This window comes from Luteibacter sp. (assembly GCF_009912395.1).
Lineage (GTDB): Bacteria > Pseudomonadota > Gammaproteobacteria > Xanthomonadales > Rhodanobacteraceae > Luteibacter.
This window is the reverse complement of the sequence record NZ_WNDO01000015.1, coordinates 120,019-134,088: the sequence shown is the minus strand read 5'-3', so window position 1 is coordinate 134,088 and position 14,070 is coordinate 120,019. Positions and strand designations below refer to the sequence as shown.

Here is a 14,070-nt window from a genome sequence, read left to right as displayed (position 1 = left end):
TGCCTGCTGCCTGAACTCCAGGCTGAACTCCTGCCCCTTTCTGCCTGCCTTGCTCTTGGTCATCGTCCACCTCCTATTGCGATAGTTAATCGCTTATAGGGGTGTCCGTGAAACGGGGGCAAGATCACCGGTCCCGGCGCTGCCCTTGCAGGATGACCGCAAGAATCGGTGCGACGAGGCTTACCAGCAGTACGGTCCATCCGTAGACCTTATCAAGGAGTGCATCAGAACTTACGACGAATCAGGAGACGAGGATGCGCTATACACCGCCGCCGAGACCTGGGGATGCATTCCGCAGGCCGCACAGATGGATTTGTGGCTAGCTCCTACCAAGGGCGGCGTATTTACGACTCACGAGCGCGACGTGATCAAGAACAAGCTGCCGCGTGATGACGGCCAGGAGAAGGCCGCATGAATCATCGAATTTGCTCGGTTGATGGATGCGGAAAAACGCACGACGCCAAAGGCTATTGCTCCAAACATTACACACGCCTTCGAAAAACGGGAAGCCCGCTTGGCCTGAAAATCATCAGAGCCGATACATTGGCGGATTGTTTGCGCATGAGAACGGTTTTCTCTGAGTCCGGCTGCCATGAGTGGAACGGAACTATCGCTTTGAACGGGTACGGAATGGTGCACTTCAACGGGAAAAGCTATCTTGCTCATCGTGCTTCCTATATGGAAGCAAAGGGTGACATTCCCTTCGGCATGAACGTCAATCACCATTGTGATAACCGCCGATGCGTAAACCCTGAGCATCTATATGTTGGAACACAGAAACAGAATATTGCCGACATGCTATCCCGGGGTCGGGCAGACCGTCGCGGTGAGAAGACGCATAGCCGAAGGGTGCTGACCTGGGGTGACGTTAGAACTATCCGTGCGAGCGGCCAGCCCAATGTCGATCTCGCTAGGGAATACCACGTATCCCGAGACTGCATTTATTCAGTCGTAAATCATCGGACTTGGAAAGAATCATGATTAATGTTTTCACTTTCGCGGGCCGACTGGGCCGTGATGCCGAGCTTCGGTACACGGCGGGTGGAAAGCCGGTCCTAGGCTTTGCGGTAGCCGTTGATGTCGGCTACGGCGAGAACAAGTCAACGATGTGGGTCGATTGCTCGCTGTGGGGCGAGCGAGGCGAAAAGCTAGCCGATTACCTGACCAAGGGAAGCATCGTCACCGTGACCGGCGAGGCCAGCTTGCAGACCTACCAGTCGCAGGGCCAGGAGCGCACAAAGCTCGCGTGCCGGGTCAACGATATGCAGCTTCCAGCGCTGCCAAAGGATCGACCCGCGCCTCAGCGACAGACGCCCGACACCTCAAACATCCAATACCCAGACTCCGACGACATTCCTTTCGCCCCATATCAGCGCAAGGGGTACTGAGCATGACCACCGCCCCCGACAGCATCACCTTGACCGACGTTATCGCCCTTCTACGCAAGCGTGAGCAGGACGGTCGCTCGACTCATGGGACAACGGTAGACCGCACGGATTACTCGTTGCTGCGATGGCTCACGGAATCGCAGGAGGAAAAAGCAGACGACCTGCTCTACATGGGCGCAGCTATCAGGGTCGCTACCGCGTTGATCGATGAGCGGGACAGGCTCCGGGATGCCTTGGCGGAAATTGTACGAATCCACGACAACGTCTGGTCGCCTAAGCAGGCAGATCGTATCGCTGATATCGCCCGCAAAGCCTTGGAAGGGGCATCCGCATGACCGACAAGACCAGCACCGCGCCCGACACAATGGTCTACGTCCCAGGCCTTTGGAGGTGTGCGAAGTGTGAGTTCGAACTCATCCAGTCGAATTTACATCCGAACGGCGCCGTAACAGCACGTGATCAGCCCGGGGACAAATGTCCGAACTGCAATAGCCCACTGTGGCGCGTCACTTACAAGGATGCGTACGCGACGGTCTGTCAAAGGTTCGAGACATATCTGCTAACCAAGGCGGACAGCGCCCCCACCCCCGATGTAGTGGGCGGGGATGTGGTGCCACCGGAATGGCTGTCCGAGCAGGTCGGCGGAGAATTCGATGACATGACTTCGGGCCAAGGCTATCGCCGTGGCTGGAATGACTGCCGACAGGCCATGCTCGCCGCCGCCCCGTCAGCCGGGCGGATGGGGGTGGATAAGTGAACGGGAACATGATCGCCATTTGGTTCAGTTGCGGCGCTGCCAGTGCATGGGCCGCAAAACTCACCATCGAGCGCTACGGCTACACCCACGATATCCGCCTGATCAACAACCCGGTGGCCGAGGAAGACCCCGACAACCAACGCTTCGCCAGGGACGTCGGTGACTGGTTGGGTGTGAAGGTCGAGCAGGCGACGAACCCCAAGTACCCGGACAACTCGGCGGTGTCGGTGTGGGATCATGAGAAGTATATGTCTGGCGTGGCCGGTGCGCCTTGCACCAAGCTATTGAAGAAGCATGCCCGCCAGGCGTGGGAGCTGGAACACAAGCCAGACTTCCACGTCCTCGGGTTCACGGCTGAAGAAAAGGATCGGCACGATCGTTTCGTGCTTACCGAGCGGCCGAACGTCATCCCTGCCCTCATCGATGCCAGGGCCAGCAAGGCTGATTGCTTCGCGGAGATCCGCAAGGCAGGAATCGAACTTCCCGCCATCTACAAGCGAGGCTATCCGAACGCGAACTGCATCGGCTGCTCCAAGGCCACGAGTCCAACCTACTGGAACCATGTCCGAGAGAAAGACCCTGAGGTCTTCGTCGACAGGGCCGAACAGTCGCGCCGCCTGGGATGCCGCCTAGTGCGTGTTCGCGGAGAGCGCAAGTTCCTTGACGAACTGAAGACCACCGACCAAGGGCTTCCGCTCAAGAACATGGACTTCGAGTGCGGCATCTTCTGCGAAGAGCGCGCAGCATGACGACCAACTACATCGACGCCGTGAGGGAGGTGCCCAATGCTTAGGATTTTCTACATGGACGATTGCGAGTGGTGGATCGGTGATGCCACCGAAGCCGAGATGATCGCAGCTTTCCAGGACGAGTACGGCGAGCGCGAAGGCATGGAAGATGAGGTCTATGCCCTGTCCGATGACCTTCTCGATTCCACACCTTTCTACTACGACGAGAACGACCTGTCGCTGACGCGCACCTTCCGGGAGCAGCTTGCTCTCGAAGACCATAACGACCCTACGCCTCGTCTCTTCGCTGGCACGGAGTGGTAAAGCCATGAGCATGGACTACATTCGCAAGACATACGGGGTGCCGGCGAAGCGCGGGGGCCGCGTGGAATACACAGGCTGCGGCAAGAAGGTGACCGGTACGATTCGCTCGGCTCGTGGTGGATATCTTCGTATCCAGCTCGACGGCCAGAATCACGCCGGCAGTTACCACCCCGTCTGGGAACTGCGCTACCTGGACGAACAGGAGGTGCCGGGACATGGCTGATACATCTCGCAAGGTCAGTTCCTCCCTTCGCACCGTGGTCGATCGCGCTGCCAATGGAATGGCCAGTCGAGTCGAATGGGATCGACTGGTAAGAGCTGGGCTCGCAGCCTTGCTCACCGGAGGTCGCTATGTGCTCACCTTGAAGGCGATCGACGACCTTTCGGCGTGGCGCCGGCAGCATCGCGCCTCTGGCATCGAGTACAAGCATGCACCCAAGGGGCCCCAGCCATGACCCTCACCCCCGAGATAGTGGAGATCGAGCCGTGCCCGTTTTGTGGCTGTACCGATGTGCAGTCGTGGGCACCGGGTAGCGTTGGCTGGTACGTCGTGGAGTGCACCAAGTGCCACGTACGCACCCCACTCATTGCGCCAGAGGCCAAGGCCATCGAGACATGGAACGCCCGCGCCAAGTCCCAGCGCGCGGTGGGGGTCGAGGAGCTGGACGCGCTTCGAAACGAAGTGCGCGTCCAGTCCAGCCTCAAGGACCACTACCAGGACTGGGACGAGTTCGAGCGCATGTTGAGCGCTCTCATCGACAGGGCGGGAGGTGGGGCGTGAGATTTACCTCAACTGTAGCTCTCTATATCCGTCGTGCCCTCGTCCAGAATCTTGGCGCGCCCCATACCTTGACGGAAACCCTCCTGTTCCGCGAGAGCGTAGCTAGGGAACTCGTCCGTTTCGCCTTCGGCGACAGCATCGTCGCGGCTATCGTCCACCGGCAAGAGGTAGACGGACCAATGTCCCGAAAATCGCTGCTCGGTCGTCCCGACCACGAAGGCCGCCATCGGCGTGCAGCGAACTTCGTACTTACCCACCGTGATGCTCATGCCTGAACTCTCCATCCATTTAAGTGCGCCGATGCTGCCTCAGCCCTTGCGTCTGGCGCAATCCGGCGCGTCAATCAACACGACGGCGGCCGGACGAACCACGGGTTGGTCGGTAGGGCGTTTCTGTGCCAGCAGACCTGGCAGGGGAAGTATTCGCCCTGCGCGTCGAATTTCCGCACGTGGTGCTTGGCCGGCATCCCGCAGCGTGCGCAGATCCAAGGTTCAGGATTCGCCGGCGGCGGCCGGTCATTCATCGCGTGAGCGCGGGCGTGAGCTGACCATAAATTCGGCGACTTCCTGTGCGTACTCGCGCAGTTGCTCTAGCGTACCGAAGAGCAGGCCAACTGTTTCACGTTCGCCTGAGGCCAGAAGCACCTCATCAAGAAGGTATCGGTGGCTCTCCACCGACTCTAATCGAGCCGACCAGACGAATTCTCCAACGAACCCGGAAATGACCTCTTTCTGTGACATGACCCGGCTCGATTTTCAACTCAGTGCGCCGATGGTACACGTCCTAGGCGAGTTCGTTGGCCTTGACACGGCTTTCCGCGAGCGCGGTGGCCACGGCCAGGTTCTCGCCGGAGACGCCGATTGTTGCGCCCAGGTATTCAGGCTGGTCCCCCATCGTTCTCGGAATCCGGTACAGAGCCCAAGCCACCATGCACTTCCCGTCTATCCCCATCAAGGGCAGGCCGAGGTAGATCTCGAATTCACCATGGGTGATCTGCATGGCTCTCTCCAAACTTATTGCGGTCTGACGATGGTGCGCCGGACCCTCACGACTATCAACCAGGAGGTGCGCCATGGGCGCAGCTGAGAACATCCCCTTCGAGGAACGTGCCATCAACGCCGAGGAAGTCGGGGTGCTGCTCGGCTGCAGCGCGCGGCAGGTGCTGGAACGCATAGCCTGCCGTCCGGACTTCCCTGCCCGCCTCTCGATCCGCCCAGCATCCTGGATCGCCCGCGAGGTGCTCGACTGGCGTACCGCTAACCGAGCCGGTCAGCGAGTTCGTCAGCGCTAGTTTGGTAGTAGATCATCAGGCTCCGGATATCTCGGTGCCCGATGATCCTGGCCAGCTCCAAGACGTCGAGCTTCTTGGACAGACGCCATATGGCCTCCGCCCGCGAATCGTGGAAGTGGAGGTCTTCGATCTTGGTGCGGTCGCGCGCCTTCCGGAACAGGGCGTCCCGCAGGGCGTCCTCCAGACCGAACACGCGCGCTCCGTCCCTAGGCATCAGGCCGATAATCTCCCGGGCCCTGGCCGACAACGGCACCTCCCGCGCGTCGCCGTTCTTCGTTCGCTCCAGGCGGACCGACTTGGCAGAGACATCTCGCCAAGTGAGGCCCAGGATTTCCCCCGATCGCATGGCCGTCTCCAGGGCAAAGAGCCACGCCAGCGCCACCCTGTGGGACGACGTCGTCGGCTCCCCGCCGTCATAGCCAAGCGCCAGGGTGATCCGGTCGACCTCGTCGCCCGAGACACGGCGTTTACGGCTCGCCGGTGCCGGCGGCCGGCGGACGTCATCGAGAGGGTTGGCGCGCATCCATCGCCACTCCCTGCGCGCGATATCGAAGACGGACCGCAGGAAGGCAATCTCCCGCCGTACGGTAGCAGCCGACACCTTGGCCAGCCTGCCGTCGCGCCATTCCGCGAGGTCCGTAGCCGTCAGGTCACCGCAGCGGCGCTTTGCCAGGTCGTAACGCGCCAGCGCGCTACACCGGAGGATCTCCCAGCGCGCCCCCTTTCGCTCAGGTGCCACTTCCCTGGCGTACCGCTCAAGCGCCTCTTTCAGCGTCTTGTCCGGCAGCTTCTTGCCCGCGATCTCTGCCTCCCGCTGGAGCGACCAGGCGGCCGCTTCCGCTTTCGTCCGGAAGGTCTTCGAGTCGCGCTCGCCGTTCTTGTAGACCTCGGCGAACCAGGTCTTTCCGCGTCGTCGTATGGATGCCATGGGAAGCATCCTGACGTAATTTTTGACGTAATAGGAGCGTGGACTAGGTGGGAATGGGTGGTTTTAGACCCCTTGCGGGCCAACACCTAAGTCATTGAGATACGGTGCAAATGTGCCAATTGCGGGGCATTGCGGAGATGGGCGTAAGTCATGCCAGATTCATCTCCTGGGCACCAATACAGAATGCGACAGCAGGCTTCGAAGCTTCTGACGGATTCTACCGAACTAGCCACCCTCTTGGGTGGCTTTTTCGTTTCCGGCGTATGGATTCCGGTTACGTGGCGTAAAGCACGCCATTGCCGAAATCGACCACGGCATGGGACACGAACAGGAAATCGCTGCCCAGCGTCCCGATGGATCGACTCGCCCACTGCTAGCATTCGGCGTACATCATCTGGAATGCCGCCATGCCATCGATGCCTCCCGACGATCTGCCTGTGTACCGCCTGCTCACCGGCAAGGACGATGCCGCGTTCTGTCGGCGCGTCTCGGAAGCGCTCGCGCTGGGCTATGCGCTTTACGGTTCACCTGCGGTGACCTACGACGTCAGCCGGCAATGCGTGATCGCCGCGCAGGCCATCGTATGGCCGGGCGAACCCACCGCAACGACATGACGCATACGCTAACGTCGCTGGCGACGTGACATGCCCAGGGCCACCATGCCCCATGCCACGGCGGCGAAGTTGGCGATGGTGAACACGACATGGAAGATCCGCGGACCTTCGAGCCAGCCACTCAAGTGGTTCAGGCCGAGGAACGACGACAGCGCACAAAGCAGCAATGTCGCCCGGATCTTCAACCCGACCTGCGATTGCGCGGCCACCCAGCCGAACACGATCGCACCGAAGCTATCGAAGCCGGCGATCTCCAACTGCCAATGGGGCGACCCGGGCCAGTTCGTGCCGGCGGCGGTCCACGACGGGGCGACGACATGGGCGATGGCAGAACCTATGGCCGCGAGCGCCCAAGCCACAAGAAGCGTATTGAAGGGCCATTCCCTGATTCGATATTCCATGACCTTCCCGATGGTGTGCCCGCTTGGGCGGCGAGAATAAAGCGGGCACACTAAGACCCACCAGCACGGCGCGCAAGGAGCCGATCCGATGCATCCCGATCTCACGCCGGACATGCCTCGTTCCGAGCTGCACGAACGATTGCACGACCATAACTGGGATGATGGCGTGGCACTGCCGCAAGCCGTCCTGGATCACGCAAATTGCGATCTCCCCCTAGCCCTGGACGCCTTCTGGCTCGCCGACGCCTACGAAGCCCTGCTTGGCGGCATCGAGACCACGCCTTTCAATGCCGAGCGGCTGGCCTTCGGGCGGGAACTGGCCCAACGCATTCTCGCGGGACACTATCCGCGTACCATGACAGGCTTCCATCCGCCGCTCTCGCGCGTGCAACGCTACACGTTCGCCAAGCTGGGGTTGCCTTCGATTTTCCTCGACGATATCCCCAGGGCGGAGTAGTTCGCACCATGGATGCCACGGCGCTTGCTCCCTACGTCATTTTCGAGACACGCCACTGGACGGTGAATCACCGTCGCGACGCGCATTATCCCGGTTATCTCATGGTTTCCTCGCGAGCCGAGTGCGGCGAGCTTCATGAACTCGACGCGGATGCGCTGGCGGAACTGGGAAGCGTACTGAAACGTGTCGAAATCCTTCTACGGAACGCTTATGCCCCCATGAAGGTGGTGTTCTACAAGCTGGGCTTCTCACCAGGGTTCCACTGCCACTTCCATGCGGCACCAGTGACTTCCGCACTGCTCGCGGAGGTGGCTGCGCACCCTGGATACGACGACAACCCCGATGGCAACGATGTCATTCTTTTTTTGAGCAGAATGTACTGCGAGCGCCAGCTTTCCCCCGAGGAAATCGAAGAGCAACGTCGCGTCATGAGCCAACTCAGGCAGGCGGCCGAGCCGTAGTCAGCACCGATGCCGGCTCGCACTCGTGCGCAAGCCGGCATCGGTCATGGGTGGACTCGTTCGGGCAATTACAGACTACAGCCCGGCACGCAGCACGACAGGCGACCAACGCTGCTCGACACCTGTCGGTCCGTACATCGTGGACCACTCTGCCGGCACATGGCCCGGCACAGTGCCATACGGCGCCGGCACCAATTCACCGGTCAGCGGTTTCGCCGGATAGCCAGCCCACGGCCGGAGTGCAGGACTATGGGGGTTGGTCGGGAGATTTTCATACTTCCCCTCGCCCACGAAGAAACGCAGCTGTCCGTTCTGGACATACAGGCGATGCAGGGTGCCATCGTAGCGACTGTGGATGCGATCCGCCCGCCACTCCCAACGCTGATTGTTCGCCAGCGAGCATTTGGCCGTCATCAGCACCTTTTCGCCGAAATCCGCCTGGAGGCACTGTCCATTGCCGCGATTGACGTAACGCCCCTCACTGTCCAGGCCCCACATCTGCGCACGATCCGACGGATCGCATGCGGAAAGCTCGACGACACCCCGTCGCTGCGTCACGCATGCGCCAAGACCTTCCTCCGATCGCAACAACACGGTGATCTCGCGCGTCAGGTAGGGGTGAGACAGGTCCAGTTCGTAGATTCGCCCCACCGACTTGCTCTGCGTCGAATGATCACGGTTCCAATCGGGGCCGTGCCACCACCACTTCTTGACGTCGAGGGCGTATCTCACGTTGATGCGCACCGTCGCTATACCCTCGTACTCACCTGGCAACTTCCATGCGGAGAATGTCTCCATGCCGGCTCGACGCATCATCGGCGTCATGTATTTCTCCGTGAGCTTGACACGATCGGCATACTCCTTTTCCACGAGCTTATGCGTCAGCTTCGAATCGAGTTGTGCCAGCCAGAGCATGCGCTGACCTCCATCGACCTCGCTGGCCGCCAGTGAGTAATCCTTGAACTGGAAGGACATCTCCTCGCTGGTGGAGTGCTCATAGCCGACCGAGAGATTGAATGGCATCTTCGCGGCCAGCAAGGCATCCGGCAGGCCATCGGCAGACAATGAATCGCCCGAGGTGCCGCCGATGGTGAATTTTCGCTCCGTGCGTTCCTGGTAGTTGAATTCGGTGCGCGAGTCGCTGGCCGGCATATGCGCCACCATGGCTGCGCGGGGGCCATCGGTCGTCACCTCATGGCTGACGTTGTATTCAATGGGCATATATGCTGCCCAGAATCCTTTATTGTCCTTATTGTCATCAATGCCGGCTTTGCTCGGCGCATAGGTCGGGCGCACATACACATGCACTTCCTTGTCGTCACCGCTGCGATCCGCGCTACGGATCACGTCGATGTCCAGCTTGCCGGTAATTTCGTCCGTACCGGTTTCAAAGACGCCCTCATGCATGCGCAGGATAGGCACCGAGGCGCTGCCTGCGCCACCGGCACGCGAAGGGTTCGAAGCAATCGCCACCAGTGCCGACGACTGGAAGCGCGACAGCGCAGCGGATGACGCAGGCGACCACTGCGGTGTCCAGTGGGACTCGTCGTCGGCGCCGCCGAGGATGTCGATGTCGCCATTTTTTTCGCGAACGAAGATCACATCGCTGCCCGAGGGCGCCATACCAAAGAAGCGCGTGACGGCGCTCCGATCACCCGAGTCCATGCAGACGAAGACAGGGACGCCGGCGTCGAACAACTGGGATAGCCGGGCACGGGCATCGCCAAGACGATCCAGCTCGCTGGCCGCGACGACGGCCATGGCCAGCGTCGCGGGCGCTTGCAGGCGACTCATGTCCTTATCTTGGAGAGCATCGGCACGAAGAACGCGACGGGCCGGAACGCCCTTGGTAAAACGGGCGGCATGGGATGAATCGTTTGCACTGCCAAACATCACCAACGGTCCGTCCATGGTCGCGGTGTCGCGAACGGACAGTTCAGTACCACCATGGGCGAGACTTGCAGACGAAGACGCCATGCCCGCGACAGAGAGCAGGGCAATGCCGATGGCGGCGGTAAGGGAACGAGCGGGGATCGCGGGGGACTTCATAACGGCTCCTTGTTGAGTGCCCGGAGCCAAAGCTACGTTCTTTGCCGATTTTGTCGATACGACCAGACTCACGCTTTCAAAGGAAGCGACTGGGCGCAGGACCGCAAAGCCGTGGCGGGACTACACCATCTGACGCGATTCATCGCCGCTTCACCCGAAAGCGACGAGCCCTTATCGGGCAGGGCGTATCAACGGAGGCCTACATCGAATCGAGGGCGATACCCACCCACTCCATCGACTCGAACGTCAGGCTCTCCGCGCACCCGACCTGTCTAGACAGCGCCGAGGGATTGTCCAGATCGTGCCCCCACACCGACACCTGCGAAGCATCCCGCCGTAACGCGGCGAACGCGTAATGGGCGCCCATCGCCCGGTCGATCCGACCGGGCCTGGACACCCACGAAGGCTTACCCATGACGCCGCTTCGCACTCCGCTCTGCCTCGCCCTGCTCGCCGCCCTGCCCTTGATGGCTCACGCCGACGATGTCGCCGACAAGGCGGCGGAGGCGAAGAAGGAACCAACCACGCTCGACGCCGTCTCCGTCGTCGGCCAGAACGCCACCCGCCAGGTGCAGCAGCTGGGCAAGGTGGAGATCCAGCGCGAGACCCCCGGCACCAGCCCCCTGCAGATGCTTCAACGCATGCCGGGTGTGCATTTCGTGTCCAACGAACCCTTCGGTACCGACGAGTGGTCCTCGCGGATCAGCCTGCGCGGCTTCAACCACACGCAGCTCGGCTACACGCTCGACGGCATCCCGCTCGGCAACGCGGACTATCACACCGGCGACGGCCTCAGCGTCACACGCGCCTGGATCAGCGAAAGCCTAGGCGAACTCGATCTCGCACAAGGCTCGGGCGCGCTCGGCACGGCATCGACCAGCAACCTCGGCGGCACCGTGCAGTTGCGCACGGACGACCCGAGCCGCACCCCGGGCGTCCGCCTCAACGCCACTGGCGGCTCCTACGGCTTCAAGCGCGGGTATATCCGCGGCGACATCGGCGAACACGATGGTTTCAGCGCCTACGTGGCGGGCATGTACGTGGATGCCCCCAAGTGGAAGGGCAATGACGGGCAGCGCCAGCGTCAGTTCGTGAGCAAGGCGATCTATGACTGGACGGGCGGCCGCATCACCGGCATCGTCGATGTCGTGCGCCGCACGGAGCAGGCCTACCTGGACCTGTCGAAGGATTCATTGCGTCGCTGCGGCTACCGCTTCGACTATCTCGCGCCGGACTGGCAGCGCTCGGTGGACATCGCCAACGGCAAGTACAGCGGCTGCGTCACGTCAGCGGACGACACTTACTACAACGGCAACGGCATCCGCCAGGACGAGATCGGCTCGGTGAAGGGCGAGTTCTTCCTCAGCGACAACCTCACGCTCAGCGTACAGCCGTACTATCACCATGACCTCGGCCAGGGCCACTGGTTCGCACCGAAGTCCGACCTCCCCTACGCGCCCGCCGCAGGCGACGCACCCATCGCCCTGCGCCTGTCGCACTACCTGATGACGCGCGGCGGCATCATGAATTCGCTGGAATACCAGCTCGGCGATCATCATCTGCAAGCGGGCTTCTGGTTCGAGAACAGCCACTACACCATCGCCCGCAGCTTCCAGGACATCCCCGATGGCGGCCCGATCAGCCAAGACCGCATCTACGACACCTACGACAACGTGCTCTTCCGCCAGCGCTTCAAGACCCTGACCCGGCAGTGGTACATCGAGGACGATGTCGCCCTGCTCGACGACCGGCTGCATATCGACGCCGGCTTCAAGGGCCATAACGTCACCACGAATGCCGTGGCGCTCATGCCCGGCCGTGCCAGCGGAGCGCTCACCGCCAAGAGCGACTTCCTCCCGCAGATCGCGGCCAACTACCGGTTCGGTGGCGGCTGGGAAGGTTTCGCCTCGTTCCAGGTGAACCAGAACGCCTACGAGCCCGGTGCCAACGGCGCCTGGTCGTCCGACCAGAAGACCTTCGATTCCCTGAGCAAGCGCCTGCGCCCTGAGCGCTCCGCCAACAGCGAACTGGGCGTTCGCTACGTGGACGAGACGGTGCAATCCTCGCTGGCCCTGTACAACATCGACTTCAAGAACCGCCTGCTGGTCATCGTGCCCTGCGCCGGCGTGGTCAGCTGCCCGAACCAGATCGCCAACGTCGGCAAGGTCAACGCGCGCGGCGCGGAGTTCACCTTCGTCTGGCAGCCGGACCGCGCCTTTCGCTGGTTCAACTCGGCCACGTATAACGACGCCAAGTACAAGGACGACTACCTGGACGGCGGCACGCTCATCGCCACGCGCGGCAAGACCGTGGTGGATTCGCCGAAGAAGATGCTCGCCAGCGAGGTCGGCTATCGCTTCGGCGACTTCGAGGCGAAACTGGGTGCGAAGTACACCGGTGCCCGCTACTACACCTATGTGAATGACCAGCGCATCGGTGGCTTCACCCTGTTCGACGCGGAACTCATCTGGAACCTCGGCCCGATGGGCATGGTGAAATCCACCAAGCTGTCGCTCACCGTCAGCAACCTCCTCGGCAAGAAATACGTCGCCACCATCGACAGCAACGGCTTCACCACGAGCGATCCGAACGGCACCTTCCAGACGCTGCTCGTCGGCGCGCCTCGCCAGGGCTTCCTCACCGTGGACATGACGTTCTGATCAGAGCCTGGGTTGTCCCGCCACCCACACGGAACGAACCACCGGCTGCGCCCCGTGCATGCGGACGCGCAGCAGGTCCGCGCGCAGGCCTGGCTCGATGCGCCCTCGATCGTCGAAGCCCAGTGCGGCGGCGGGCGCATCGCTTACCGTCCGCATGGCGTCTGGCAACGACCAACCCGCCTTTTCATGGAGGATGAACGCTCCGTGCAACAGGCTGGTGGGCATGTAGTCGGACGAGAGGATGTCGAGGCATCCTTCACGTGCGAGATCGATCGCGGCGACGTTGCCCGAGTGCGAGCCGCCGCGTACGAGGTTGCTCGCACCGGCCACCACGCGCAATCCCGCGCGATGCGCTGCTTGCGCGGCGGCGAGCGTGGTCGGGAATTCGCAGATGGGCGCACCGGCCGCGACCGCCTCGGCCACGTGCGATTCATCCGTATCGTCATGGCTCGCCAATGCGATGCCATGACGATTCGCCAGCGCCAGCACCCGGGCGAGCTGGGCCGCGCCATACCGTGCCTGCTGGGCACGGCGCTCCTCCAGGATGCCGGCGAACTCCTCGTCGCTCCACACGAGCCCGCTGCGGCTGTAATAGCGCCGATACTGGCTCACGTCGCGGTACTGACGCTGGCCCGGCGTATGGTCCATGAGGGAGAGCAGGCGCAGATCGGTGCGGGACACCAAGGGCGCCAGCAGATCAAGCAGGCCCGGCCAGCTCAGTTCGCAACGCAGGTGCAGGTGATGGTCGCAGCGCAGCAGGTCGTGCCCACGCGCCTCGTCGAGCGCGACGAGGGCACCCTCGAGAGTATCGATACGGGTGCCGTCTTCCTCCAGGTCGCCCAGCGACAGGGCATCGAGCACCGTCGTGATGCCGGCGGCCAGCAATTGCGCGTCATGGGCGAGCAGCGCGGGCAACGCCGGCCAGACGACGCCGGCACGGGGGACAAGATGCTTTTCGAGGTTGTCGGTATGCAGCTCCAGCATGCCCGGCAACAGGTAGTCGCCAGCGAAGTCGATGGCGCCCAGTGGACGCTCGTCGAAGGGCAACAGGCGAACGATCCCGTCGTCCACGACCTCGACCCCGCCCTCTACCACGCGGTCGGCCAGCACCACGCGGGCTCGCGCGATGTGCCAGGGGCCATCCGGTGTCACGCCAACGAAAGCTTGTCTTTCCATACTCGCTTCATGCATTCCTACCGCAGCCAAGACTGCGCCACGAAGATGCAACCTT

22 protein-coding genes are annotated in these 14,070 nt (G+C 62.0%); 13 read left to right on the top strand and 9 right to left on the bottom strand.

All coding sequences use genetic code 11. The features are described from left to right. Positions 1-351 precede the first annotated feature (351 nt). Positions 352-666, bottom strand: coding sequence for a hypothetical protein (locus GAK28_RS14645; protein ID WP_291780542.1), 315 nt, complete (start codon positions 664-666; stop codon positions 352-354). Between the two features lie 311 nt (positions 667-977). Between GAK28_RS14645 and GAK28_RS14640 the strand changes: the two genes are divergently transcribed. Genes GAK28_RS14640 through GAK28_RS14605 form a run of 8 tightly spaced genes read left to right on the top strand, consistent with a single transcriptional unit; the run spans position 978 to position 3,978 of the window. Beyond that, positions 978-1,388 carry a single-stranded DNA-binding protein gene (locus GAK28_RS14640; protein ID WP_291780540.1) on the top strand — a complete coding sequence of 137 codons (411 nt, stop codon included), beginning with the start codon at positions 978-980 and terminating at the stop codon, positions 1,386-1,388. 2 nt (positions 1,389-1,390) lie between these two features. Then, positions 1,391-1,723 (top strand): hypothetical protein, encoded by a 333-nt coding sequence (locus GAK28_RS14635; protein WP_291780538.1) that lies wholly within the window; start codon positions 1,391-1,393, stop codon positions 1,721-1,723. Continuing rightward, positions 1,720-2,145 carry a hypothetical protein gene (locus GAK28_RS14630; protein WP_291780534.1) on the top strand — a complete coding sequence of 142 codons (426 nt, stop codon included), beginning with the start codon at positions 1,720-1,722 and terminating at the stop codon, positions 2,143-2,145. Before GAK28_RS14635 ends, GAK28_RS14630 begins: the two co-directional genes overlap by 4 nt. Before the next feature lie 8 nt (positions 2,146-2,153). Continuing rightward, a complete protein-coding gene (locus GAK28_RS14625; RefSeq protein ID WP_291780531.1) occupies positions 2,154-2,894 on the top strand; it encodes a hypothetical protein in 741 nt (246 codons plus the stop codon). Between the two features lie 36 nt (positions 2,895-2,930). Continuing rightward, complete coding sequence (locus tag GAK28_RS14620) at positions 2,931-3,197, top strand: hypothetical protein (RefSeq protein ID WP_291780528.1); 267 nt, start codon at positions 2,931-2,933, stop codon at positions 3,195-3,197. Positions 3,198-3,201: 4 nt separating this feature from the next. Further along, on the top strand, positions 3,202-3,420 hold the full coding sequence (locus tag GAK28_RS14615; protein ID WP_291780526.1) for a hypothetical protein: 219 nt from the start codon (positions 3,202-3,204) through the stop codon (positions 3,418-3,420). Then, entirely contained in the window at positions 3,413-3,652 is a 240-nt protein-coding gene (locus GAK28_RS14610; protein ID WP_291780524.1) for a hypothetical protein, read from the top strand. The genes GAK28_RS14615 and GAK28_RS14610 overlap by 8 nt, the downstream gene beginning before the upstream one ends. Continuing rightward, a complete protein-coding gene (locus tag GAK28_RS14605) occupies positions 3,649-3,978 on the top strand; it encodes a Lar family restriction alleviation protein (RefSeq protein ID WP_291780523.1) in 330 nt (109 codons plus the stop codon). Before GAK28_RS14610 ends, GAK28_RS14605 begins: the two co-directional genes overlap by 4 nt. 8 nt (positions 3,979-3,986) lie before the next feature. On the opposite strand, the gene GAK28_RS14600 is transcribed toward GAK28_RS14605, so the two are convergent. From GAK28_RS14600 to GAK28_RS14590, 3 genes are all read right to left on the bottom strand, one after another. Next, positions 3,987-4,247, bottom strand: coding sequence for a hypothetical protein (locus tag GAK28_RS14600; protein WP_291780522.1), 261 nt, complete (start codon positions 4,245-4,247; stop codon positions 3,987-3,989). Between the two features lie 246 nt (positions 4,248-4,493). Next, the gene (locus GAK28_RS14595; RefSeq protein ID WP_291780520.1) at positions 4,494-4,718 is read right to left on the bottom strand and encodes a hypothetical protein; all 225 of its coding nucleotides are present in this window, start codon (positions 4,716-4,718) and stop codon (positions 4,494-4,496) included. 43 nt (positions 4,719-4,761) lie between these two features. Further along, complete coding sequence (locus GAK28_RS14590; protein WP_291780518.1) at positions 4,762-4,977, bottom strand: hypothetical protein; 216 nt, start codon at positions 4,975-4,977, stop codon at positions 4,762-4,764. 73 nt (positions 4,978-5,050) lie between these two features. Here GAK28_RS14590 and GAK28_RS14585 point away from each other — a divergent pair, with 73 nt between their 5' ends. After that, the gene (locus GAK28_RS14585) at positions 5,051-5,269 is read left to right on the top strand and encodes a hypothetical protein (RefSeq protein WP_291780516.1); all 219 of its coding nucleotides are present in this window, start codon (positions 5,051-5,053) and stop codon (positions 5,267-5,269) included. On the opposite strand, the gene GAK28_RS14580 is transcribed toward GAK28_RS14585, so the two are convergent. Further along, positions 5,235-6,197, bottom strand: a complete 963-nt coding sequence (locus tag GAK28_RS14580; protein WP_291780514.1) for a site-specific integrase — start codon at positions 6,195-6,197, stop codon at positions 5,235-5,237. The two genes, GAK28_RS14585 and GAK28_RS14580, sit on opposite strands and share 35 nt — an antisense overlap. A gap of 407 nt (positions 6,198-6,604) precedes the next feature. On the opposite strand from GAK28_RS14580, the gene GAK28_RS14575 reads away from it, so the two are divergent. Further along, on the top strand, positions 6,605-6,811 hold the full coding sequence (locus tag GAK28_RS14575) for a DUF1737 domain-containing protein (RefSeq protein ID WP_291780512.1): 207 nt from the start codon (positions 6,605-6,607) through the stop codon (positions 6,809-6,811). Positions 6,812-6,819: 8 nt separating this feature from the next. On the opposite strand, the gene GAK28_RS14570 is transcribed toward GAK28_RS14575, so the two are convergent. After that, positions 6,820-7,212 carry a hypothetical protein gene (locus GAK28_RS14570; RefSeq protein WP_291780509.1) on the bottom strand — a complete coding sequence of 131 codons (393 nt, stop codon included), beginning with the start codon at positions 7,210-7,212 and terminating at the stop codon, positions 6,820-6,822. Between the two features lie 88 nt (positions 7,213-7,300). Here GAK28_RS14570 and GAK28_RS14565 point away from each other — a divergent pair, with 88 nt between their 5' ends. Both GAK28_RS14565 and GAK28_RS14560 read left to right on the top strand, forming a co-directional pair. Beyond that, on the top strand, positions 7,301-7,669 hold the full coding sequence (locus GAK28_RS14565; protein WP_291780506.1) for a DUF4274 domain-containing protein: 369 nt from the start codon (positions 7,301-7,303) through the stop codon (positions 7,667-7,669). Positions 7,670-7,677: 8 nt separating this feature from the next. Then, positions 7,678-8,130 (top strand): HIT domain-containing protein, encoded by a 453-nt coding sequence (locus GAK28_RS14560; protein WP_291780503.1) that lies wholly within the window; start codon positions 7,678-7,680, stop codon positions 8,128-8,130. 75 nt (positions 8,131-8,205) lie between these two features. Here the strand turns inward: GAK28_RS14560 and GAK28_RS14555 are convergent, their stop codons facing one another. Together GAK28_RS14555 and GAK28_RS14550 are read right to left on the bottom strand one after the other, a co-directional pair. Next, positions 8,206-10,251, bottom strand: a complete 2,046-nt coding sequence (locus GAK28_RS14555; protein WP_291780500.1) for an RICIN domain-containing protein — start codon at positions 10,249-10,251, stop codon at positions 8,206-8,208. A 127-nt stretch (positions 10,252-10,378) separates the two neighbouring features. Beyond that, positions 10,379-10,594, bottom strand: coding sequence for a hypothetical protein (locus tag GAK28_RS14550; RefSeq protein WP_291780497.1), 216 nt, complete (start codon positions 10,592-10,594; stop codon positions 10,379-10,381). On the opposite strand from GAK28_RS14550, the gene GAK28_RS14545 reads away from it, so the two are divergent. Next, positions 10,593-12,839 (top strand): TonB-dependent receptor, encoded by a 2,247-nt coding sequence (locus GAK28_RS14545; protein ID WP_291780494.1) that lies wholly within the window; start codon positions 10,593-10,595, stop codon positions 12,837-12,839. The genes GAK28_RS14550 and GAK28_RS14545 overlap by 2 nt on opposite strands. Here the strand turns inward: GAK28_RS14545 and GAK28_RS14540 are convergent, their stop codons facing one another. Beyond that, a complete protein-coding gene (locus GAK28_RS14540) occupies positions 12,840-14,015 on the bottom strand; it encodes an alpha-D-ribose 1-methylphosphonate 5-triphosphate diphosphatase (protein WP_291780491.1) in 1,176 nt (391 codons plus the stop codon). It lies immediately after the preceding gene. Positions 14,016-14,070 lie beyond the last annotated feature (55 nt).